Annotated in this window: 17 protein-coding genes; 5 read left to right on the forward strand and 12 right to left on the reverse strand. The window is 68.4% G+C overall.

Annotated elements, in window-relative coordinates; genetic code table 11:
- Positions 1 to 170: 170 nt before the first annotated feature.
- The 9 genes from L0U85_RS13205 to L0U85_RS13245 all read right to left on the reverse strand — a co-directional run bounded on the left by L0U85_RS13205 (position 171) and on the right by L0U85_RS13245 (position 8,739).
- Complete coding sequence (locus L0U85_RS13205) at positions 171 to 566, reverse strand: DUF393 domain-containing protein (RefSeq protein ID WP_241378225.1); 396 nt, start codon at positions 564 to 566, stop codon at positions 171 to 173.
- Positions 563 to 1,372 carry a shikimate dehydrogenase gene (locus tag L0U85_RS13210; RefSeq protein WP_241378226.1) on the reverse strand — a complete coding sequence of 270 codons (810 nt, stop codon included), beginning with the start codon at positions 1,370 to 1,372 and terminating at the stop codon, positions 563 to 565. The genes L0U85_RS13205 and L0U85_RS13210 overlap by 4 nt, the downstream gene beginning before the upstream one ends.
- Complete coding sequence (locus L0U85_RS13215) at positions 1,372 to 2,553, reverse strand: endolytic transglycosylase MltG (RefSeq protein WP_241378227.1); 1,182 nt, start codon at positions 2,551 to 2,553, stop codon at positions 1,372 to 1,374. The genes L0U85_RS13210 and L0U85_RS13215 overlap by 1 nt, the downstream gene beginning before the upstream one ends.
- A 93-nt stretch (positions 2,554 to 2,646) precedes the next feature.
- Positions 2,647 to 3,129 carry a Holliday junction resolvase RuvX gene (ruvX, locus tag L0U85_RS13220; protein ID WP_241378228.1) on the reverse strand — a complete coding sequence of 161 codons (483 nt, stop codon included), beginning with the start codon at positions 3,127 to 3,129 and terminating at the stop codon, positions 2,647 to 2,649.
- 7 nt (positions 3,130 to 3,136) lie between these two features.
- Positions 3,137 to 5,815, reverse strand: coding sequence for an alanine--tRNA ligase (gene alaS, locus L0U85_RS13225; RefSeq protein ID WP_241378229.1), 2,679 nt, complete (start codon positions 5,813 to 5,815; stop codon positions 3,137 to 3,139).
- Between the two features lie 21 nt (positions 5,816 to 5,836).
- The gene (locus tag L0U85_RS13230; RefSeq protein ID WP_241378230.1) at positions 5,837 to 6,118 is read right to left on the reverse strand and encodes a hypothetical protein; all 282 of its coding nucleotides are present in this window, start codon (positions 6,116 to 6,118) and stop codon (positions 5,837 to 5,839) included.
- Positions 6,119 to 6,132: 14 nt separating this feature from the next.
- The gene (locus L0U85_RS13235) at positions 6,133 to 6,612 is read right to left on the reverse strand and encodes a DUF948 domain-containing protein (RefSeq protein WP_241378231.1); all 480 of its coding nucleotides are present in this window, start codon (positions 6,610 to 6,612) and stop codon (positions 6,133 to 6,135) included.
- A gap of 158 nt (positions 6,613 to 6,770) precedes the next feature.
- Complete coding sequence (locus tag L0U85_RS13240) at positions 6,771 to 7,343, reverse strand: hypothetical protein (RefSeq protein ID WP_241378232.1); 573 nt, start codon at positions 7,341 to 7,343, stop codon at positions 6,771 to 6,773.
- Positions 7,336 to 8,739 carry a replication-associated recombination protein A gene (locus tag L0U85_RS13245; protein ID WP_241378233.1) on the reverse strand — a complete coding sequence of 468 codons (1,404 nt, stop codon included), beginning with the start codon at positions 8,737 to 8,739 and terminating at the stop codon, positions 7,336 to 7,338. The genes L0U85_RS13240 and L0U85_RS13245 overlap by 8 nt, the downstream gene beginning before the upstream one ends.
- A gap of 153 nt (positions 8,740 to 8,892) precedes the next feature.
- On the opposite strand from L0U85_RS13245, the gene L0U85_RS13250 reads away from it, so the two are divergent.
- The 4 genes from L0U85_RS13250 to L0U85_RS13265 all read left to right on the forward strand — a co-directional run bounded on the left by L0U85_RS13250 (position 8,893) and on the right by L0U85_RS13265 (position 14,343).
- Positions 8,893 to 9,945, forward strand: coding sequence for an extracellular solute-binding protein (locus tag L0U85_RS13250; RefSeq protein WP_241378234.1), 1,053 nt, complete (start codon positions 8,893 to 8,895; stop codon positions 9,943 to 9,945).
- A 95-nt stretch (positions 9,946 to 10,040) separates the two neighbouring features.
- Entirely contained in the window at positions 10,041 to 11,528 is a 1,488-nt protein-coding gene (locus tag L0U85_RS13255; RefSeq protein WP_241378235.1) for an iron ABC transporter permease, read from the forward strand.
- Entirely contained in the window at positions 11,525 to 12,520 is a 996-nt protein-coding gene (locus L0U85_RS13260; protein WP_241378236.1) for an ABC transporter ATP-binding protein, read from the forward strand. Before L0U85_RS13255 ends, L0U85_RS13260 begins: the two co-directional genes overlap by 4 nt.
- Before the next feature lie 92 nt (positions 12,521 to 12,612).
- Positions 12,613 to 14,343 (forward strand): carbon starvation protein A, encoded by a 1,731-nt coding sequence (locus tag L0U85_RS13265; protein WP_241378237.1) that lies wholly within the window; start codon positions 12,613 to 12,615, stop codon positions 14,341 to 14,343.
- 76 nt (positions 14,344 to 14,419) lie between these two features.
- Here L0U85_RS13265 and L0U85_RS13270 read toward each other — a convergent pair whose 3' ends face one another.
- The gene (locus tag L0U85_RS13270; RefSeq protein WP_241378238.1) at positions 14,420 to 15,295 is read right to left on the reverse strand and encodes a hypothetical protein; all 876 of its coding nucleotides are present in this window, start codon (positions 15,293 to 15,295) and stop codon (positions 14,420 to 14,422) included.
- A 100-nt stretch (positions 15,296 to 15,395) separates the two neighbouring features.
- Positions 15,396 to 17,588, reverse strand: a complete 2,193-nt coding sequence (locus L0U85_RS13275; RefSeq protein WP_241378239.1) for an immunoglobulin-like domain-containing protein — start codon at positions 17,586 to 17,588, stop codon at positions 15,396 to 15,398.
- A gap of 248 nt (positions 17,589 to 17,836) precedes the next feature.
- Here L0U85_RS13275 and L0U85_RS13280 point away from each other — a divergent pair, with 248 nt between their 5' ends.
- Positions 17,837 to 18,913 carry a PQQ-dependent sugar dehydrogenase gene (locus L0U85_RS13280; RefSeq protein ID WP_241378240.1) on the forward strand — a complete coding sequence of 359 codons (1,077 nt, stop codon included), beginning with the start codon at positions 17,837 to 17,839 and terminating at the stop codon, positions 18,911 to 18,913.
- Positions 18,914 to 18,921: 8 nt separating this feature from the next.
- Here the strand turns inward: L0U85_RS13280 and L0U85_RS13285 are convergent, their stop codons facing one another.
- Positions 18,922 to 20,289: a serine/threonine-protein kinase gene (locus L0U85_RS13285; protein ID WP_241378241.1), complete on the reverse strand. Its 1,368-nt coding sequence runs from the start codon at positions 20,287 to 20,289 to the stop codon at positions 18,922 to 18,924.
- Between the last annotated feature and the right edge of the window lie 204 nt (positions 20,290 to 20,493).

The following is a 20,493-nucleotide window of genomic DNA, read 5'->3' on the forward strand; positions in this document are numbered from 1 at the left end:
TGCAGAACAACCATCCGCCCGACACCGCTCCCGCCAACGCAACCTCTGCCATTGCCGGGCTCATCAGGTGACCGTAGACATACTCCGACACTGAAACATTGACCCCGAGCAATGGAATCGCATCGCCATCGTTGCTTCGCACGAAGTCGGGCCGGGGCCTCCGGAGGTCGTCAGTCGCACGCGGCGAGCCGGTCGCGCTCGGCCTGCGGGAGTGAGCAGGCGGCGGTGCCACCTGGTATGCGGTGGCGATTCCGCGAGACGAGCCGGTATAGCCGCCAGGCGAGCCACGAGACGGGTTTCAGGGAAACGATCCAGCCCAGCGGCTTCCAATACCACTGGGCACGCCGCAGCAGGACCGCGATCGCGTCGGGACCGGCCTTGACGAAACCGGGCTCGATCCACTGGACGGCGTCCTCAGCGGCCTGCTGATCGATGCCGAGCGCATCCAGGTCGGCCCACTGCCACGGCTTTACCTCGGCCTCGGTCTTCACGCGGCGTTCGAGGAATTTCGCGCAGGTCGTGCAGAACGCGCAGTCGCCGTCGTAGAGGAAGACCGGTTTCGTCACCGCTGTCTCACTGCCGAGTAGAGCGCTTCGCGCATCGCCGTCACAGGGGCCTCGTCGCGACCGGTGAACTGGGTCCATTGGCGGAGCGCCTGGGCCAACAGAAGTGCCAGGCCGTCGAGGATCTTCACACCTTCACGTTCGGCCGCGGCAGCGAGCGGCGTGGGCCACGGGTCGTAGAGGACGTCGAACAAGACGGTCTCGGGGCGCCAGTCGACGCGCAGTCCGTCGGTGACGCCCTTGGGGACGGTGGAGACGACGAGGTCGCTGCGACCGGCGAGCACGGCCTCGTCCCAGCTCGCGGAGCGCAGCTCGATGCCGAGCCGTTCGGCGACGGGTTCGAGCTCGAGGACGGCCTCACGGCGTCGCGCGAAGACGGTCACGGCCTTCGCGCCGAGCCCGGCGGCAGCGCCGAGTGCGGCGCGAGCGGTGCCGCCGGCGCCGAGGATCGCCACGTCGTCGGCCGCGGTCATACCGATCTCGGCGAGCGCGTCGACCATGCCGGGCGCGTCGGTGTTGTCGGCCAGGCGCCGCCCGCCTCGCAGCACGAGTGTGTTGGCCGCGCCGATGGCCTCCGCCACGGGGGTCACCTCGTCGGCGACGACGAGTGCGATCTCCTTGAGCGGCATGGTGAGCGAAAGCCCAGCCCAGGTCTCGTCGAGTCGGTCGACGAAGGAGGCGAGGCCTGCCTCGTCGCACTCGTGCCTGGTGTAGACCCAGTCGGTGAGCCCGGCCGCGTCGTACCCGGCGTTGTGGATCGCCGGGGACAGCGAGTGCACTATTGGCTTGCCAAGGACGGCTGCCTGCATCACTGGATCCCGTTCTCTTCGGCGATTCTGATGCCCGCTTGGTGGTCCTCGTAGGTCCGCGAGAAGATCGCTCTACCGTCATCGTAGGCGGTCACGAAGAACAGCCAGTCTCCTTCGACGGGATTGACGGCGCCTTCGAGCGCGGCGGCGCCCGGGTTCGAGATGGCGCTCGGCAGGTACCCGGAGTTCGCCTTCGCGCTGGGGGCCCACGGGTTGTCGGCGTCGCGCATGACGTTGTACCAGTCGATCTCCTCGCCCGAGGTGATCGCCTCCTCGCCGTTGGCCAGGCGCCCGTAGTTCCAGATCGCTTCGCTCTCGAAGCAGTTGCAGTTGGTGATGCCGTGCTCGATCCAGTTGAGGTAGAGCTTGTTGTACATGGTGCGGGCGATCTTCGCGTCGTCTTCGGGGGTCCCGGACTCGGACTGGACGATCGAGGCGATCTGCAGGGCCATCCACGGGTAGACCCTGAACTCGCCGTTGGTGTCGGGGTGGAAGGTCTGGGCGGTGTTGGCGCTGGGGTCGTAGTTCGGGTCGGGGTCCTCGATGGCGGCGGCCTTCTCGATGAAGCCGATCTCCTCGATGGTCGAGTTGAACTCGGCGATCATCGCGGAGAGCATCTGCTCGGCGGTCATGGTCTCGTCGAACTCGTAGGTGGCCGGGAACAGGAAGCCCTCGACGGACTTGACCTGGCGGTCGCCGAAGCCTTCGAACCAGATCGGGTCGAGGCCGAGCGCCTGGGGGTCCTGGGCGGCGGCCTCGAACTCCTCCACGGGCACGCCGGTGTGCTCCGACAGCTTGGCGTAGACCTCGAACGACCGGTATCCCTCTGGGATGGTGACGGCGTTGAGCAGCCGGTTGGCCGGGTCGGTCAGGAAGGCCAGCGCGGACTCGGCCGACATCTCCTCCTGCATGAGGTAGGTGCCGGGCTGGATCGAGGTCGCGGAGTTGCCGTCGTCCTCCGAGGCTTTGAGGAAGGCTTTGGCGGAGGCGATGACGCCTTCCTCGAAGAGGTGGTTGGCGATGTCGGCGCCGAACCATCCGTCTTCGACCACGATGGTGACCTCGACGCCGTTGCCGGTCCCTTCGAAGTCCTCGGCGATGAAGAACTCCTTGACGACGTTGTTGTAGGCCCACCAGCCTCCGACGCCGAGGATGCCGAAAAGGACCACGACCAGAGTCATGGCGATGAGGGAGCTGCTGGACTCACGCCGACGGTGTCGACGCGGTGCGTCCGCATGTTCCGCCTGTGAATCGAGATCGCCGAGCATGATGCGTCATATCCTTCGCCGCTGATCCAACCAATGCTGGAGGATCTCCACCGCGGCGGCTTGGTCGACGACGGAGCGCTTCCGCTTGCCGCGGACGCCTCCCTCATTGAGTCTGCGGGTGGCGACGGCCGTGGTGAGCCGCTCGTCGGTCAGGGTAACCGGCACGGGGGAGAGTCGATCGGAGAGCCGTTCCACCCAGGTCCGGGTGTGTTCGGCGGCCAACCCCTCCTCACCGGAAAGGGTAACGGGTAGGCCGACGACTATCTCCACCACGTCGAATTCGGCGGCGATTTCCGCGATTTCGCGAATATCGCGCGGTATCTCCTCGCTGGTGGTCCTCATGTCGCGACGGACGGTCCTCACCGGGGTGGCGAGGATGCCGTCGGGATCGCAGACGGCGATGCCGATGCGGGCCTTGCCGAGGTCGACGCCGAGGCGGCGGCCCCGCCGCCACTCGGTGGCTGCGGGGCCGGTCTGTGCTTCGGTCACGTGGGTCCTATTCGGCGAGCGCGCGCACGATGTCGTCGAGCAGTTGGTCGGCCTGCGCGGCGGGGACGCCGCCGCCCTGGGCGATGTCCTCGTTGCCGCCGCCGCGGCCCGACAGGGCCGACTTGACGAGGTCGGCCGCGCTGACGTGCTGCGCCTTCGCCGCGGCGTTGACGCCGACGACGACGCTGGCCTTCCCGCCGGCGGTCGCGACGACCGCCGCGACTCCCGGCTCGGTCTCGGGCAGGTGCGAGCGGATCTGCATCGCCAGCCGGCGGACGTCGCCGCCCTTGGTGCCGTCCGGGGCCTTGACCGTCGCGACCTTGACGGCGCCGACCTGCTTCGCCTCGTTCGCGTAGTCGGCGGCTTTGGACAGCACGATCTGGCTGCGCAGCTGCGCGAGCTCCTTCTCGGCGTCCTTGAGCTGGGCGATCGTCGACTCGACCCGGTCGCGGACCTGGTCGGAGGGCACCTTGTAGAGCCCGGCGAGCTGGTTGACCAGGGCGTGCTCCCTCGCGAGGAACTGGAAGGCGTCGATGCCGACGAGCGCTTCGACGCGGCGTACGCCCGAACCGATGGAGGACTCGGAGAGGAACTTGACGACGCCGAGCTGTCCGGAGCGGTTCGCGTGCGTACCGCCGCACAGTTCCCGCGCGTAGTCGCCGACCTCGACGACTCGGACTTCGTCGCCGTACTTCTCGCCGAACAGCGCCATCGCGCCCAGCGCCTTCGCCTCGGCCATCGAGGTGGTGAACGCCTTGACTTGGAGGTCGTGCTCGAGGATCTCGTTGACCTGCTGCTCGGCGTCGCTCAGCATCGAGTCGGGCACCTGGTTCGGGGTGTGGAAGTCGAAGCGCAGCCGCCCGGGCGCGTTCAGCGAACCCGCCTGCGTCGCCGACTCGCCGAGGAAGTTCCGCATCGCGGTGTGGACCAGGTGGGTCGCGGTGTGGGCGCGGCTGATCGCGCCGCGCCGGCGCCGGTCGATCTGCGCGAACGCGCTGTCGCCCTGGACGATGCCGCCGCTGACCACTTTGGCCTTGTGGACGATGAGCCCGGAGACCGGGGACTGGACGTCGTAGACCTCGACCTCGCCCGAGCCCACGGTGATGCGGCCGGAGTCGGCCTGCTGGCCGCCCCCTTCGGCGTAGAACGGTGTCGCCTTGAGGATGATCTCGACCTCATCGCCCGCCTCGGCGTCGCGCACGCGGCCGTCGGCCCCGACGATCGCGAGGACGTCGGTCTCGCGGGAGTCCTCGGTGTAGCCGGTGAAGTGGGACGATCCGTTGTCGTCGCGGATCTCGTGGTAGACCGAGAGGTCGACGTGGCCGGTCTTGCGGGCCTCGGCGTCCGCCTTCGCGCGGCGCCGCTGCTCGGCCATGAGGCGGCGGAAGCCCTCTTCGTCGACCGACAGGCCCTGCTCCTCGGCCATTTCGAGCGTGAGGTCGATCGGGAAGCCGTAGGTGTCGTGCAGTTCGAAGGCCTTCGCCCCTTCGAGGGACTCGCCGCCGGTCTTCTTGGTGGCGGTGACAGCCATGTCGAGGATCTCGGTGCCGCGCTTGAGCGTCGACAGGAATGCCTCTTCCTCGTTGTACGCGTAGGAGGAGATGCGCTCGAAGTCCTCGGCGAGTTCGGGGTAGGACGGTGCCATGCGGTCGCGGGCGACCGGCAGCAGCTCGGGCAGCGCGGGCTTGTCGTAGCCGAGCAGGCGGATCGCGCGGATCGCGCGGCGCATGATGCGGCGCAGCACGTAGCCGCGGCCCTCGTTGGCGGGCACGACGCCGTCGCCGATGAGCATGAGGCTGGAGCGGACGTGGTCGGCGACGATGCGGAAGCGGACGTCGTCGGGGTGCGACTCGGAGGCCAGGTGCGAGGTCGAGACGCCGTAGCGCTTGCCGGTGAGCTCGGCGGTCTTGTCGATCAGCGGGCGGACCTGGTCGGTCTCGTACATGTTGTCGACGCCTTGGAGAACGGCCGCCATGCGCTCCATGCCCATGCCGGTGTCGATGTTCTTCTTCGGCAGGTCGCCGAGGATCTCGTAGTTCTCCTTCGCCGGGCCCGCGCCCCGCTCCTGCTGCATGAACACGAGGTTCCAGAACTCGATGTAGCGGTCCTCATCGACCTCGGGTCCGCCTTCGGGCCCGTAGTCCGGGCCGCGGTCGTAGTACAGCTCCGAGCAGGGGCCGCAGGGGCCGGGGATGCCCATCGACCACATGTTGTCGGTTTGGCCGCGACGGACGATGCGGTCGAGCGGAAGGCCGATCTGCTTGTGCCAGATGTCGATCGACTCGTCGTCGTCGAGGTAGACCGTCGCCCAGATCTTCTCGCCGTCGAGGCCGAACCCGCCGTCTTCGACCGAGCCGGTCGACAGGTCCCAGGCGTAGCGGATCGCCTGCTCCTTGAAGTAGTCCCCGAAGGAGAAGTTGCCGTTCATCTGGAAGAACGTGCCGTGGCGGGAGGTCTTGCCGACCTCTTCGATGTCGGGTGTGCGCAGGCACTTCTGGATCGAGGTCGCGGTGTTCCACGGCGGCGTGGCCTGGCCGAGGAAGTAGGGGACGAACTGGACCATGCCCGCGTTGATGAACAGCAGGTTCGGGTCGTCGATCGCCGGCAGCGGTGCGCTGGGGACCACCGTATGGCCGTTGGACTCGAAGAACTTCAGAAACCGGCGTCGGATTTCAGCGGTCTCCATGGGGCACCTCCTTCAGTGCTGCTAGCGGCCTTGCTCGGCCTCGTCGTCTTCCTGTTCGGAAAGCAGCGGCGTGATGTCATCGCCGCGCTCGATGGCGTCCATCAGTTCGGATTCCTTGGCCTGCTTCGCCTCGGACACGTCGGACCAGAACGCCTTGAACGATTCCTTCATTTCAGCACCGGCCCCGCTCACGCGTTCGGCGACCCCGCCGGGAGTGACCGACTCGGCTGCCTTGGTGAGCTTTCGGACCACCACGACGCCGACGACCACGCCGATGCCTACCCAGATCATCCGCTTGAACACTGATTCTCCTCAAGCTATTTGTTGCGCTTGCGGGCCTTGCGGGCCGCCTTGCGCTCCCGCTTGGTCTGCTTGGAGGCCTCGACCATGCGGCGGACCTGCTCCTCGTCGACCTCCTGGCTGCGCTTCTTGACCGCTGAACGCAGGCCGAAGCCGAGGGAGGCGACCTTGACCAGCGGCGAGCCGACGGCGGCCGTGACCAGGCTGGTGATGTTGGCGACGTTCGACGAGATGTGGGCGGCGTTGCCGGTGATGGTGCCGACCTTCTCCAGCTCGCCCTCCACCTGCGTCAGGTTCGCGTTGACGCTCGTGACGGTGGTGTTGACGTTGTGCAGGAGCGGGCCGATCTCGCGGTCGACCTTGTCGAGCGTGGCGCCGGCCTTGACGACGATCTTGTTTCGCAGGCTGATGAGGACGAAGCTCAAGACCACGCTGAGGATCAGAATGCCGATTCCCGCGAGTGCGGCGAACAGATCCCAACCGTCGTTGAATTCCAATGCCAACGTCTCCTCCGGCACAGTTCTTCCCCCTTGGCAAAGCATTGACCGCAATAGTGCGGATCAAAGATGATTCCTGGCTCTCGCGCATGAGCAACGCAGCCCTGACCTTACCCTGCAGAGTCGGACAGAAAGCGCAACGGGGCGTCCCGAGTCGCCTATCCCGCCATGTCGGCAGTCCCCCGGTCCTCGACGAGGCGGGGCAGGGCCGCCTGCGAGGCCACCACTGCGGTCACCTCCGATCCGACGCATAGTTCGTAGCGGTCGCCGCAGGTCACCGGGGTCACCCACAGCTCCAGGAACAGTTCGTCGCGCACATAGCAGCCGCCGTCCCCCTCGCCACCGATGCACTTCTCCGCCTCGGCGGGGAGCCAGCCGTTCTCCAGCAGCGCCAGCCAGTACACGCGGGCAGTGTCCTCCACTGTGCCCTCAGAGGTCAAGGTGCGCACCCGCACCCTGCACTCCCCGAGGCACCAGCGGCTCCCGTAGGTCTCCTCGCCGACGGACGTGGCCGCCCATGCGGGCACGTCCAATTCGTCGACGGCCCGGCGGGTCGGGTCGAGCGTGAACGTCCGTCCGGCCCACAGCACAGCGACCACCAGCAGCACCGCAACGCCGGCGATCACCAGGACGGCCATGCGCAGCCGCTCGATGCGGTTGCCGGTGGCCGCCAGCACCTGGGCGATGCGGTCGGAGGGCCGTTGCCCCGGCCCGGACGCACCGTCAGTCATCGGCCCGTTTCCGCACGATTCGGCGCAGTTTCTCCAGCCGGTCGGCTATCGCCGCTTCATCGCCGTGCCTGGTGGGGCGGTAGTAGTCGTGTCCGGCGACGACGTCGGGCGCGTAGCGCTGGGGGACGACGCCGAGCGGGTCGTCGTGGGGGTAGACGTAGGCGGCGCCGTGGCCGAGCTCGGCCGAGCCTTTGTAGTGGGCGTCGCGCAGGTCGGGCGGGACGGGTCCGATCTTGCCGGAGCGGACGTCGCCGATGGCCTCGTCGATGGCGGTGATGACGGCGTTGGACTTGGGTGCGGTGGCGAGGTGGACGACGGCCTGGGCGAGGTTGATCCTCGCTTCGGGCAGGCCGATGCGTTCGACGGCGGTCGCGGCGGCGGTGGCGGTCTGGAGCGCGGTGGGGTCGGCCATGCCGACGTCCTCGGAGGCGAATATGACCAGACGGCGGGCGATGAAGCGGGGGTCTTCGCCGGCGACGACCATGCGGGCGAGGTAGTGCATGGCGGCGTCCACGTCCGATCCGCGGAGGCTCTTGATGAAGGCGCTTGCGACGTCGTAGTGGCCGTCGCCGTCGCGGTCGTAGCGGACGGCGGCGGTGTCGATGGCGGCTTCGACGACGGCGACGGTGATGCGCGGGTCGCCTTCGGCCTCGGCGCGCTCGGCGGTGCCCGCGGAGCCGTGAATTCGGCTGGCGGCGGCGGCTTCCAGGGCGGTGAGGGCTTTGCGGGCGTCGCCGGCGGCGGTGCGGATGAGGTGGTCGCGGGCTTCGTCGGTGAGTTCGACGGCCTTGCCGAGGCCGCGCGGGTCTTCGAGGGCGCGGTCGATGACGGCGGCGACGTCGGTGTCGCCCAGTTCGCGGAGGGTGAGCAGGACGCAGCGGCTGACGAGCGGGGCGACGACGGAGAAGTAGGGGTTCTCGGTGGTGGCGGCGAGGAGGGTGATCGTGCGGTCTTCGACGGCGCTGAGCAGCGAGTCCTGCTGGGTCTTGGTGAAGCGGTGGACCTCGTCGATGAACAGGATGGTCTGGGGTCCGCCGGTGCGTCGGACGCGTCGGGCCTCCTCGATGGCGGCGCGCACGTCCTTGACACCGGAGTTGAGGGCGGACATGGCTCGGAAGCGGCGGTCGTCGGACCGGGCGACGAGGTGGGCGATCGTGGTCTTGCCCGAGCCGGGCGGCCCCCACAGGATGACCGACATGGGCTGGCCGCCCTCGACGACCTGACGCAGCGGCGATCCGGGGGTGAGCAGGTGGTCTTGGCCGACGAGTTCGTCGAGGGTGTGGGGCCGCATGCGGACGGCCAGGGGTTCGTCGCCGGAGGCCGGGCCGGTCCCTAGGGAGCCGGAGCCCGAGGAGTCCGGCGGCTCTGCCAGTTCGAACAAGCCTGGTGCGTCCATAACGAAACCAGCGTAAGCCATCTGCGGATGCAGAACACATCACCAGGGGTTGCCGGAAGCCGAGAGTAACCTTAGGTTAGGCTCACCTCGCTTGTTCGCAATACGAACCGGCATGGCTCACACCTGTCCCTGCCCGTCCTTGAAAGGACTGCCATGACTGCACCGATCGCCCGGCGAGGGTTCGCCCTCCTCTCCGCCGCCGCCCTCGCGGCCGCAGTTGCCGCCTGCGGCACCGACCAAAGCGACGACACTTCCGAGGAGACCGCGGCCGAGGACGAGGCCGTCGTCCTCTACAGCGGCCGCAACGAGGAGCTCATCCAGCCCATCCTGGACGACTTCACCGCCGCCACCGGCATCGAGGTCGACGTCCGCTACTCGGGCACCGCCGAGGCCGCCGGCCTCCTGCTCGAAGAGGGTGAGCAGAGCCCGGCCGACCTGTTCCTCGCCCAGGACGCCGGCGCGCTCGGCGCCGTCTCCAAGGCGGGCCTGCTCTCCTCTCTCGACGAAGAGCTGCTCGGCCGCGTCCCGGAGACCTACCGGGCCTCGGACGGCACCTGGGTGGGCCTGACCGGCCGCTCGCGCGTCCTGATCTACGACCCCGCGAAGATCGCCGAGGACGAACTGCCGGAGTCGGTCTGGGACCTCACGAACGAGGAGTGGGAAGGCCGGGTCGCCATCGCCCCGCTGAACGGCTCGTTCCAGGCGTTCGTGACCGCCCTGCGCGTCGAGTCCGGCGACGAGGCCGCCGCGGAGTGGCTCGAAGGCATGGCCGACGCCCCGCAGCGTGAGAAGAACGGCCCGATCGTCGAGGACGTGGCCGCGGGCGAGCTCGAGGCCGGGCTGGTCAACCACTACTACATCTACGAGAAGGCCGCCGAGGCCGGCGTCCCGGTCGAGGAGTTCGGGCCGGCGCTCCACTACTTCTCCCCCGGTGACGCCGGCGGCCTGGTGAACGTGTCGGGCATCGGCGCGCTCGGCGACGCCGCCGAGAACGAGAACGTGGCCGCGCTGCTCGACTACCTGCTGGCCGCCGAGGCGCAGACGACGTTCGCAGAGAGCACCTTCGAATACCCGCTCATCGAGGGCGTGGCCGGTCCCGAGGGCCAGCCCGCGCTCGAAGAGCTCGTCGGGCCCGAGATCGACCTGAACGACCTCGACGACCTGGCCACGACCGTCCAGATGATCCAGGAAGCGGGTCTGGCATAGCAGGCATCACTGCGGAACGCAGCCGCGCGGCGATCCGACCGCCCGGCCCGGCACTCCTGCGCCGGGCCGGGCGGGGCGCCGCGTGGCTGTGGTGCGTGCCCGCGATCGTCGCAGCGCTGGTGCCGGTGGCGTACCTCGCGTGGCGCACGGGCCAGGCCGGGGGCTCGGCGATCGCCGAGCAGCTCGGGCGCCCGCGACTGATCGAGGCGACCGGCCGCACCCTGATGCTCGCGGGCACGGTCACCGCCGCCTGCCTGGTCATAGGCATCGCCACGGCCTTCCTGGTTTCGCGCACCGACCTGCGGTTGAGAGCAGCGGTGAACCTGTCGGCCTCGCTGCCGCTGGCCGTGCCGACGTATGTGGCCGCGTTCTCGTGGCGGGCGGCCTTCCCGGGGGCCGAGGGCTTCTGGATCTCGGCGCTGGTGCTGACCGTCTCCAGCTTTCCGTACGTCCACCTGCCGGTCGCCGCGGCGCTCAGCCGCTCCGACCCTGCGCTGGAGGAGCAGTCACGGAGTCTCGGCGAGGGCCCGTGGCGGACGTTCTTCAAGGTGACGCTGCGCCAGGTGGCCCCGGCCGCCGTTGCCGGAGCGCTGCTGTGCGCGCTGTACGTCTTCTCCGACTTCGGGGCCGTCTCGATCCTGAACTACCGGACGTTCACCCAGGAGATCTACGTGGCCTGGCGGCTCGGCTTCGACCACACCGGCGCGCTGGTCCTGGCCTCGGCACTGGTGCTGCTCACCCTGATCGTGCTCGCCGGGGAGTGGGCCGCAGCGGCCCCCGGCCGCAGGGCCCGACGCGAAAGCGCCTCTTCGCGGGCCCCCGTCCGACTGCCCCTCGGGCGCGGCCGGCCGCTGGTGTACCTCGGGCTCGCCGTGCTCGCCGTGCTCTCGCTGGGCGTGCCGGGCTGGAGCCTGGCCCGGTGGACCCTCGACGGCGTCTCGACGGCCGACCCCGCCGAGGTGTGGGGCGCGACGTGGACGTCGCTGTACCTCTCGGGTGCGGCGGCGATCCTCACGGTCGCGCTGGTCGTGCCGGTCGGACTCTACGTCGCTCGGCGCCGCGGGCCGCTCGCGGCGGCGACCGAGCGGATCGTCTATGTCGGCTACGCGCTCCCGGGCGTGGTGATCGGCCTGTCGCTGGTGTTCATGGCGATCAACGTCGACTGGGTCCGCGAACGGTTCTACCAGACTGCGCCGCTGCTCGTGTTCGGCTACGCGGTGCTGCTGCTGCCTTTGGGGATGGGCGCGGTCAAGGCCAGCGCGGCGCAGGCCTCCCCGCAGCTGGGGCAGGTCGCGGCGTCCCTGGGCGCCGGGCCGGTCAGGCGTTTCGCGACGATCACGCTGCCGCTGACCGCGCCGGGGATCGCGGCCGGGGCCGCGCTGGTGTTCCTGACGGCGATGAAGGAGCTCCCGGCGACGCTGCTGCTGCGTCCGTCGGGCACCGAGACGCTCGCGACGCGCCTGTGGACCTATACCGACGTAGCGGCGTTCTCGGCGGCCGCCCCGTACGCCGCGCTCATCGTGGTGGTATCGGCGGTGCCGATCTGGTTGCTCAGCAGAAGGATTGGAAGGCAGGGGCCATGAGCGAACTGCGGATCGAGGGCCTGAGGAAGGCCTTCGGCGAGACCGTCGCCCTCGACGGTGCGGACCTGGCGGTCGAAGAAGGCGAGTTGGTGGCCGTCCTGGGGCCCTCGGGCTGCGGGAAGACGACGCTGCTGCGGTGCGTCGCCGGATTCGAGCGGCCTGACGGCGGTTCGATCACGGTGGCGGGGAAGCCGATCGACCATCTGGCGCCGCAGGCGCGACGGATCGGCGTGGTCCCGCAGGAGGGCGCGCTGTTCCCGCATCTGTCGGTGGGCCGCAACGTGTCCTACGGGCTGCGCGGCGCGGCGCGGTCGGGCCGTGTCTCGGAGGTGTTGGATCTGGTGGGTCTGGGCGGCTATGAGCGGCGCATGCCGCATGAGCTGTCGGGCGGGCAGCGCCAGCGGGTCGCTCTGGCGCGGGCCATGGCGCCGCGGCCGGAGCTGATCCTGCTCGACGAGCCGTTCAGCGCGCTCGACGCGGGTCTGCGGCAGTCGCTGCGCGGCCAGGTCGCCGCGGCGCTCCGGACCGATGGGGCGACGGCGGTGCTGGTGACCCACGATCAGGACGAGGCGTTGAGTCTGTCCGGGCGGGTCGCGGTCATGCGTGCGGGCCGGATCGTCCAGTTCGCGTCCCCGTCGGAGGTGTACCGGTCCCCTGCCGACTCGTGGACGGCCTCCTTCGTCGGCGATGCGGTCTGGCTCGAGGCCGAGGTGGCGGGCGGTGTCGCGGCGACGGTGCTCGGCGATGTCGGCACCGACGCCCCCGACGGCCGGGCCCGGCTCATGCTCCGGCCCGAGCAGTTGCGGCTCGGCGAGGGCGAGCCGAATGCGACGGTCGCGGAGGTCGAGTACTTCGGGCACGACGCGCTGGTGATGCTCGAACCGATGAACGGGGAGCGGCTGCGCGCCAGGGTCCTCGGGGCCGCGCCGGAGGCGGGACAGCCGGTGTCGGTGACTGTGGACGGCGAGGCGCGGGCCTTCGAAACGGCGTGAAACCGCAAGGCATTGACATGTATTTATGCGAGCTCTACGGTGTTACTACCGTTGAGTTGCTTTGGTCACATCTTCACTTTGGAGGCCAGGCCATGCCCGCATTCATCTTGGCGATCACGGTGCTCGCACTGTTCGCCTGCGGCTTCATCTATTACTCCCGCTACCTCTCGGAGAAGGTCTACCGGCTCGACCCCTCCTACGTGACGCCCGCCCACCGCTTCAACGACGGCGTCGACTTCGTCCCCACCAACAAGCACGTCCTGTTCGGCCACCACTTCACCTCGGTCGCCGGCGCCGCCCCCATCGTCGGCCCGGCCATCGCCGTCTTCTGGGGATGGCTTCCGGCCCTGCTGTGGATCGTCGTCGGCACCATTGTCGCCGCCGGGGTCCACGACTTCGGCGCGCTCGTCCTGTCGGTGCGCCACCGGGCCAAAGGCATCGGCACGCTCACCAAGGACGTCGTCGGCGCCCGGGCCGGCACCCTGTTCCTGGTCATCATCTTCTTCCTGCTGACCCTGGTCAACGCCGTGTTCTCGGTCGTCATCGGCAATCTGCTGGTGGCCAACCCGGGCGCGGTCATCCCGATCTTCGGCGAGATCCCCATCGCGATCGCCATCGGCTACTACGTGTACAAGCGGAGGAGCACCGCGCTCGTGCCGAGCCTGCTCGGCGTCGCGGCCCTGTACCTCCTGATCTGGGTCGGCCAGGCCGTCCCCATCGACATCCAGCCGCTGGCCGAGGGCCTCGGCGTCGAGCAGACCCGCAACGTGTGGATCGTGATCCTGTTCGCCTACACCTTCATCGCCTCGCGCATCCCGGTGTGGGTGCTGCTCCAGCCTCGGGACTACATCAACTCCCACCAGCTGTTCGTCGCGCTCGCGATCGTGCTCCTCGGCGTCGGCGTCGGCTGGAACACTATGGTCGCCCCGGCCCTCAACACGGTGCCCGAGGGCAGCCCGAACATGTTCCCGTTCCTGTTCATCACGATCGCCTGCGGCGCCATCTCGGGTTTCCACTGCCTGGTCTCCTCGGGCACGACAGCCAAGCAGCTCGACAAGGAGACCGACGCGCGCTACGTCGGCTACGGCGCCGCGATAGGCGAAGGCACCCTCGCACTGTGCTCGGTGCTCGCCGTCGGGGCGGGAGTCGCGGCCACGCAGGCCGAATGGGACGGCCTCTACGCCGACTTCGGGACCGCCTCCGGCGGGGCGGTCGGCAACTTCGTCAACGGCCTGGCCGTCTTCGCAAGCAACCTCGGCATCCCCCTCGACTACGCGGTGATCTTCGCCGCGGTCGTGGTGATCTCCTTTGCAGCGACCACAATGGATACCGGGGTGCGGTTGCAGCGGTATGTGGTCCAGGAGATCGCCCAACTGGCGGGCTGGCGGAGGCTCGCGGACAACCTGACCCTGGCCGGGCTGATCGCCGTGGCGATGCCCCTCGCCTTGGCGCTCATGCCCGGCGGTGAGGACGCCGGCTACGCCTTCGGGGTCCTCTGGCAGCTGTTCGGCACCACGAACCAGCTGCTCGCGGGCCTGGCGCTGGCGGTGATCGCGGTGTGGGTGGTCAAGCGGCGCGCGAATCCGCTCGCGCAGATCATCCCGCTGGTGTTCCTGGTGGGGATGACGACGTGGGCGCTCATCCTCAACCTGCGCAACTTCATCGAGGCAGAGGAGTGGGTGCTCGCCCCGCTGGACGCGGTCATCTTCGTGCTCGCGCTCTGGATGATCGTCGAGGCCGCCCGCGGCCTCGCGGCCGCCTGGCCCGAGCGCAAGGGACCGGCCCGGACGGCCCCCTCCGAGGACCGCGAGGAGGCCGCGTAGTAGCGGCAGCGCCGAAAAGGGCCGCCGGGGCGAATGCCCCAGCGGCCCTTTCATGCGCGCCCGTTCAGTTGCGGCGCTATTGCATCATGCCCGCGAACTCGTCGAAGGAGCGCAGGTTGTCGGTCTCGGGGGCGGCGATGTCGTAGTCGCCGCCGATCTCGACGACCTCGCTGTCCATCACCATGGTCATGCCCTCGATCTCCGGGAGGGTCATCTGCATGGCCTTGAGCAGGCCGTCGTCGTCGAGGGTGACGGTGATCTCGGTGCCGTCGATCATCTCGGCGCCGTTGGCCGCGCCGCCGGTAGCGCCCATGAGGGACTGCATGGCCTCGGAGTCGGAGTTCAGGGTACCGGTGTAGACCCCGTCGCCGACCTCCTCGACGTCGGACAGCTCGCCGAGCATCAACTCGGTCTGCTCGGCCAGGTCGAAGCTGCCGAACTGCTCGTAGATGTCGCCGAGCTCTCCTCCCTCGGCGAGGTCGATCGTGAACCAGGCGTCCTCGCCGAAGTCCTCGGCCATCGCGTCGAACATGCCGCCCGACAGCTGCATGTAGATCACGTCCTCGACGAGGATGGTCTCGGTGTGCATGTCGGCGAACATGGCCTCCATCATCTCGGCCGTCTCGGGGTCGTCGGAGAAGTCCTCGCCCATCGCCTCCATGATCGCGCTCATGTACATGTCCTGAGAGGACTGCGAGGAGTCGCCGTCGACGACGTTGGTCATGTCCATGAAGTCGATGCCGTCGATGGTCATCGACGACTCCATCTTGTAGGAACCGCCGTCCAGGCCCTCGTAGGAGGCGAGCACGGCCTGCTGGGGGCTCAGGCGGGCGGCGCCGTCGCCCTCCTCCGAGCCCGAACCGGAGTCGGAGCCCGAACCGCACGCGGCCAGACCGAGCGCGAGTGCGGGGATCGCCGATGCGCTGACGAGGCGACGGGTGGTGGTTGACATCTGCTTCCTCCAATGTGGAAAGGGGTCGGTTTCCTACGTCCTAAGCCTACAACGAAGCCGCCGCACCCTCGGGGCGCGGCGGCCTTCGTGCAGGTCGGGGCTACTGCCAAGCCTGCTGGATGCGCTCGTACTCCTCGGCGGTCACCGGGAGGACTGTGCCGTGTCGCGGGCTCGACGGGAGGTCGTAATCGGCCGAGACCGTCCACTGTCCACCGGCGAGGTCGGTGGTCTCGAAGGGGACGTAGCCCCTGCCGCCGAACTCGTCGATGAACATGTACCACTTCTCCTCGGTGTTGGACTTGAAGATCAGCGGGCCCTCGCCGGCGCCGATGTCGCCGGAGCCGATGCACTCGGTCAGGAAGTCCCATTCGGTGTCCGTCAGGGACGTCGAGCTCTCGGCGAGGATGAACTTGCCGCACGGCGAGTTCGGGGTATTGGAACGCTCGTCCTTGGTGAAGCGGTAGTAGACGCCGTCGTGGTCGATGACCGTCGAGTCGATCGTCGAGTAGCCGGCGTCGACCCACACCTGAGGTTCGGAGAAGTTCACGAAGTCGCGGGTCGTCGCGTACATCATCCGGTTGTAGGTGTTGTCGGTGTGGTCGGGCGTCTCGTAGAGCTTGGAGGCCCAGAAGACGACGTAGGCGTCGAGTTCGGCGTCCCAATAGGTCTCGGGCGCCCAGGTGTTGCCGGCATCCTCGGGCGAGACCTCGGCCAGGCGGCCCTCACTCCAGTTCACGAGGTCGGTGCTCTCCCAGACCATGATCGAGCGGCTGCCGTGGCGCTGGGCGCCGTCCCAGTCGCCGCTGCCGTGGATCTTCAGGTCCGTGCCGATGAGGTAGAACCGGTCGCCTTCGGGCGAGCGGATGATGTACGGGTCGCGCACCCCCTCCTCGCCCTGGTCGGATCTGAGGATCGGCTGGGCGCCGTTGAGCTCGGTCCAGTGCAGCGGGTCGTTCCCCTCGCTGAGCGCGGCGTAGACCTGTTCGCCGCTCGCGGTCCCCTCACCGGTGAAGTAGGTGAAGAAGTAGCCGGTGTAGTCGGCCTGCTCGGGCAGCGGCGGGACGGTCGCGGTGAACTTGACCTTCTCCTTGGCGCCGCCGCGTTCGACGGTGGCCTTGAGCTTGACGGTGTAAGTCGCGCCGCCGGGCTCGTCGCGGTTGACCAGGCCGTCCGCGGAGATGACCGACGACTTGCTGGACTTCCAGGTGATGGTGGTGCCGTTGGCGCCCTCGGTCGGCAGATGCAGGGCCGATCGCGCGTCGTCGACATTGATCACTTCGAGCGCGGCGGCGTCGATGGCCACCGCTTCGGCGTCGTCGTACTCGGCGAGGACGGTCACGGAGAAGTCGCGTTGCTGCTGCACGCTGCCGAGGATAACGGTTGCCGTGAGGTTGACTGTGGCATCCTCCGACTCCGGCCCTGGACGCGTCACGGCACCGGTCTCGTCTACGACAGCCGGGTCGCCGGATGTCCAGGTGATCGCCGAGCCGCCGGCTCCCTGCGTCGGCAGCGTGAGGTCGCCGATCACGGCGCTCGTGTCGCCGAGGTCGATCGCGTCGGCGTCGGCGGCGGCCTTCTCAGCGCTGATATGGGCGGCCATGTCGCCGATCTCGGCGGGGGCCAGCGCGCCGCCGTAGATGCGGAAGTCGGCCACGGAGCCCTTGAGGTACCGGTCGCCGGGGTACATCGACCTGCCGATGTAGTTCGCGGCGGTGGAGCCGCCCCCGATCTCGCCGGGCGTGATGGTGACGTTCTCGTTGCGGGCGATCTCCTGGCCGTTGAGGTAAAGGACGCCGGTGGAGTCGGCGAGGGTGTAGGCCAGGTGGTTCCAGGTGCCGCGCGTGAGGTCGAAACCCGCGGCGGTGTTCTGCTCACAGGTCCAGTGGCAGGTGCTCAGCGTGGTCCGGTACTGGTTCCCGGTGGTGAACAGGTAGCCGTCGCCCCTTGATCCGCTGGTGTTGCCCAGGCCGTAGATGAAGTAGGGGCTGGCCTGGTCGGGCGCGATCCACACCTCGGCGGCGACGGTGATGGCGTCGAGGCCGGCCATGAGGTCGTCGGGCAGGTCCACATGGTCGTCGATGCCGTCGAATTCCAGGCCGTCGCCCCATGCGGCGCCGCCGAGCACCGTACCGTCGTGGCCGTTGCCGGACGAGTCGTGGACGACCGTGCCGTCGAGTTCGTCGAATTGGTACCAGAGAAGGGGTTCGTCCGCCGTCGCGGCGACGGCCGCTGAGGCGGGAAGCGCCACGGCCGCGGCGGCCAGGACGGTTCCCAGGAGGCGTTTAGACGTCACTGTCTCACCTATCTGCTTTGGATCGGTCACCGTCGCCGGTTCCAGGTGACCGATAACAAGGAATCGATTTCCGACAGCATAGCTCAGGCATCGACATAAATAAACGTGTCGAATCGATGACCATTGATTAGATTTTGTACTTATCTAGACATCGAGGTGCAATACCGCTTACTATTGCGATTCCATCGAAATCTATCTATATCAGTGTGCCGCTTCCCCACACCGGCACTGAGAGCGAAGGAGAAGCCATGCGACGCAGACTGACGGTCGCCGGAGCAACGATCACCGCCGTGATCATGGGCGTCGGAACCGCAGTGGCCCAGGTAGGGCCCGACCAGACCGAGCCCGCGCAGCAGGCCGGGTTCGACTTCGGCGACGGGCAGGTCGTAGCTCAGGGACTTTCGATCCCTTGGGGCCTCGCGTTCACCCCGGAGGGCTACGCGCTGGTCGCCGACCGCGACAGCGGCGCCATCCTCCTCTACAGGGGGTTCGGCAGCCCGGAAGTCATCGGCGGCATCGGCGTCCCGCCGCCCTCGGGCCCGTGGGACGAGCGCGGAGTGCTCGGACTCGCGGTCTCCCCCGACTACGAGGAGGACGGCTACGTCTACGCCTACCACTCGACCGATGAGGACAACCGGGTGGTGCGCTTCACCGTCGAGGACTTCGATCCCGAGCCGATCATCACCGGCATCCCAGTGGCGCGCAACCACAACGGCGGACGCCTCGCCTTCGGCCCGGACGACATGCTCTACATCACGACCGGCGATGCGAACAACACCGACAACGCGCAGGACCTCGACAGTCTCGGAGGGAAGATCCTGCGGGCAGACCCGGACGGGTCGGTGCCCGAGGACAACCCGTTCGAGGGCTCGCTGGTGTATTCGTGGGGCCACCGGAACGTCCAAGGCCTGGCCTGGGGTTCGGACGGCGAGATGTACGCCAGCGAGTTCGGCCAGAACACATGGGACGAGCTCAACCACATCCAGGCCGGTGCGAACTACGGCTGGCCGATAGTGGAGGGCGACGGCGGTGAGCCCGGATATGTGGACCCGCTGGTCGCTTGGAGGCCCGCAGAGGCCTCGCCTTCAGGGGCCGAGATCGTCGACGACGTCATGTACGTGGCGGCCCTTCGCGGCCAGCGCCTGTGGACGGTGCCGGTGCTCGGCGGGGAGGCCGGCGAGCCCGAGGCGGTCCTGGAAGGCGAGATCGGCCGGATCCGGACTGTGGAGCTGGCGCCGAACGGCTGGCTGTGGGTCACCACGTCCAACGGTTCGGGCGACGACGTGCTGGTGCGCTACCCGCCGTTGGAGGAGTCCGAGGGTTAGAGCGGCTCTCAACCCTGGCCATCCTCAGCTTCGTCACCGCCGCCTTCGGTGATGGTAGGCTCCGGCTCGGGTTCGGTCGGTTCCGGCTCGGTATCGGTCGGTTCCGGCTCGGGTTCACTCGTAGTGGGCTCCGGGTCCGGAGACTCGCTCTCCGACGGCGACGGGCTGGGCGACTCCGAGGTGGGTTCCTCGGTCGTGGGTTCGTCGTTGTCGTTATTGTTGCCATTGTCCCAGTTCGTGGGCGCTTCCTCGGTCGTCTCCTCTTCGGTGGGCGACGGCGAGTCGGTCTCTGCGGGTGTCGAGGACTCATCACCGGTGTCGACTCGCACATCAGGGTTGTCATTCCAAGGCCCGAGGATCACCACCAGGATGAGCGCGACCGCCAAGGTCACGCCGACGGTGATCATCCACGGCACTGCCCGGTGCTTCTTCTCCTCGTCCGGTTCGATCGGGCCGGTCGGCTGCGCTGCGGTGATGCTCGTCGGCGTGTTCGCGCCCGCTCCGAGCATGGGAGCGGCGCCGGCGCCGATGAGCTGCGTCGAACCGCCCGGGGGTGTGGACGGCGGCCCTGCCGGGATGCCGCCGGTCACGATCCTGCCTTCGCGCGCGGAGCGCGCCATCTCGGCCGCCGAGGTGTAGCGGGCGCTCGGGTCCTTCTGCAGCGCCTGGAGCACGACCTGCGCGATCCCCGGCGGGATGTCGCGCGACAGCGGCGGCGGGGCCTGGGTCATGTGGCCGTTCATGACCGCCACGGGAGTGTCGGAGACGAACGGGGCTCGACCCATGAGCATTTCGTAGGCGACGATCCCCAGCGAGTACAGGTCGGTGGCGCCGGTCAGTTCGGCACCGTTGAGCTGCTCCGGCGAGGCGTAGGCCAGCGTTCCCATGACGGTGCCGGTCTCGGTCAGGCCGGAGGCGCCGCGGGCCGAGGCGATGCCGAAGTCGACGATCTTGACCGTGCCCTCGTCCTCGTCGACCAGGAGGTTCGCTGGTTTGATGTCCCGGTGGATGATGTCGGCGCGGTGGGCGGTCTCGAGGGCGTCGGCCGAGGTTGCGACGATCCTCATGACCTCGGGGGGCGTCAGCTTGCCGCGCTCTTGCAGGATCTCGGCCAGGGAGCGCCCCCTGACCAGCTCCATGACCAGGTACGACACCTCGCCGTCGTCGCCGGTCTCCTCGCCGTAGTCGTAGAGGGCGACGATGCCCGGGGACTGCAGGGCCGCTACGGCTCGGGCCTCAAGCTGGAAGCGGGCTCTGAACTTGTCGTTGCTCGACAGTCCAGCATGGAGTATCTTAATAGCCACAGGTCGACTCAGCCTGGTGTCGAAGCCCTTCCAGACTTCGCCCATGCCGCCGGCGGCAAGCCGTTCATCCAATCGATAGCGACTTGCCACTATGGTTCCGCTCTGCACAGCGAACCGCTCCCCTTACTCCTGCATCGGCCGGGTGTTACATATATCAGCCATACCGTCGGGCACGACCGCAGCCCACCAGGCTCCTACCGGTTGGAAGTGCTTGAGAGTCAACCGGTCACGTACTTCGCTTCAAAAACGACAGCGGCTCGAGCCGCAGGCCCGAGC

It is taken from the genome of Glycomyces sp. L485, assembly GCF_022548875.1.
Taxonomy (GTDB): domain Bacteria; phylum Actinomycetota; class Actinomycetes; order Mycobacteriales; family Micromonosporaceae; genus Glycomyces.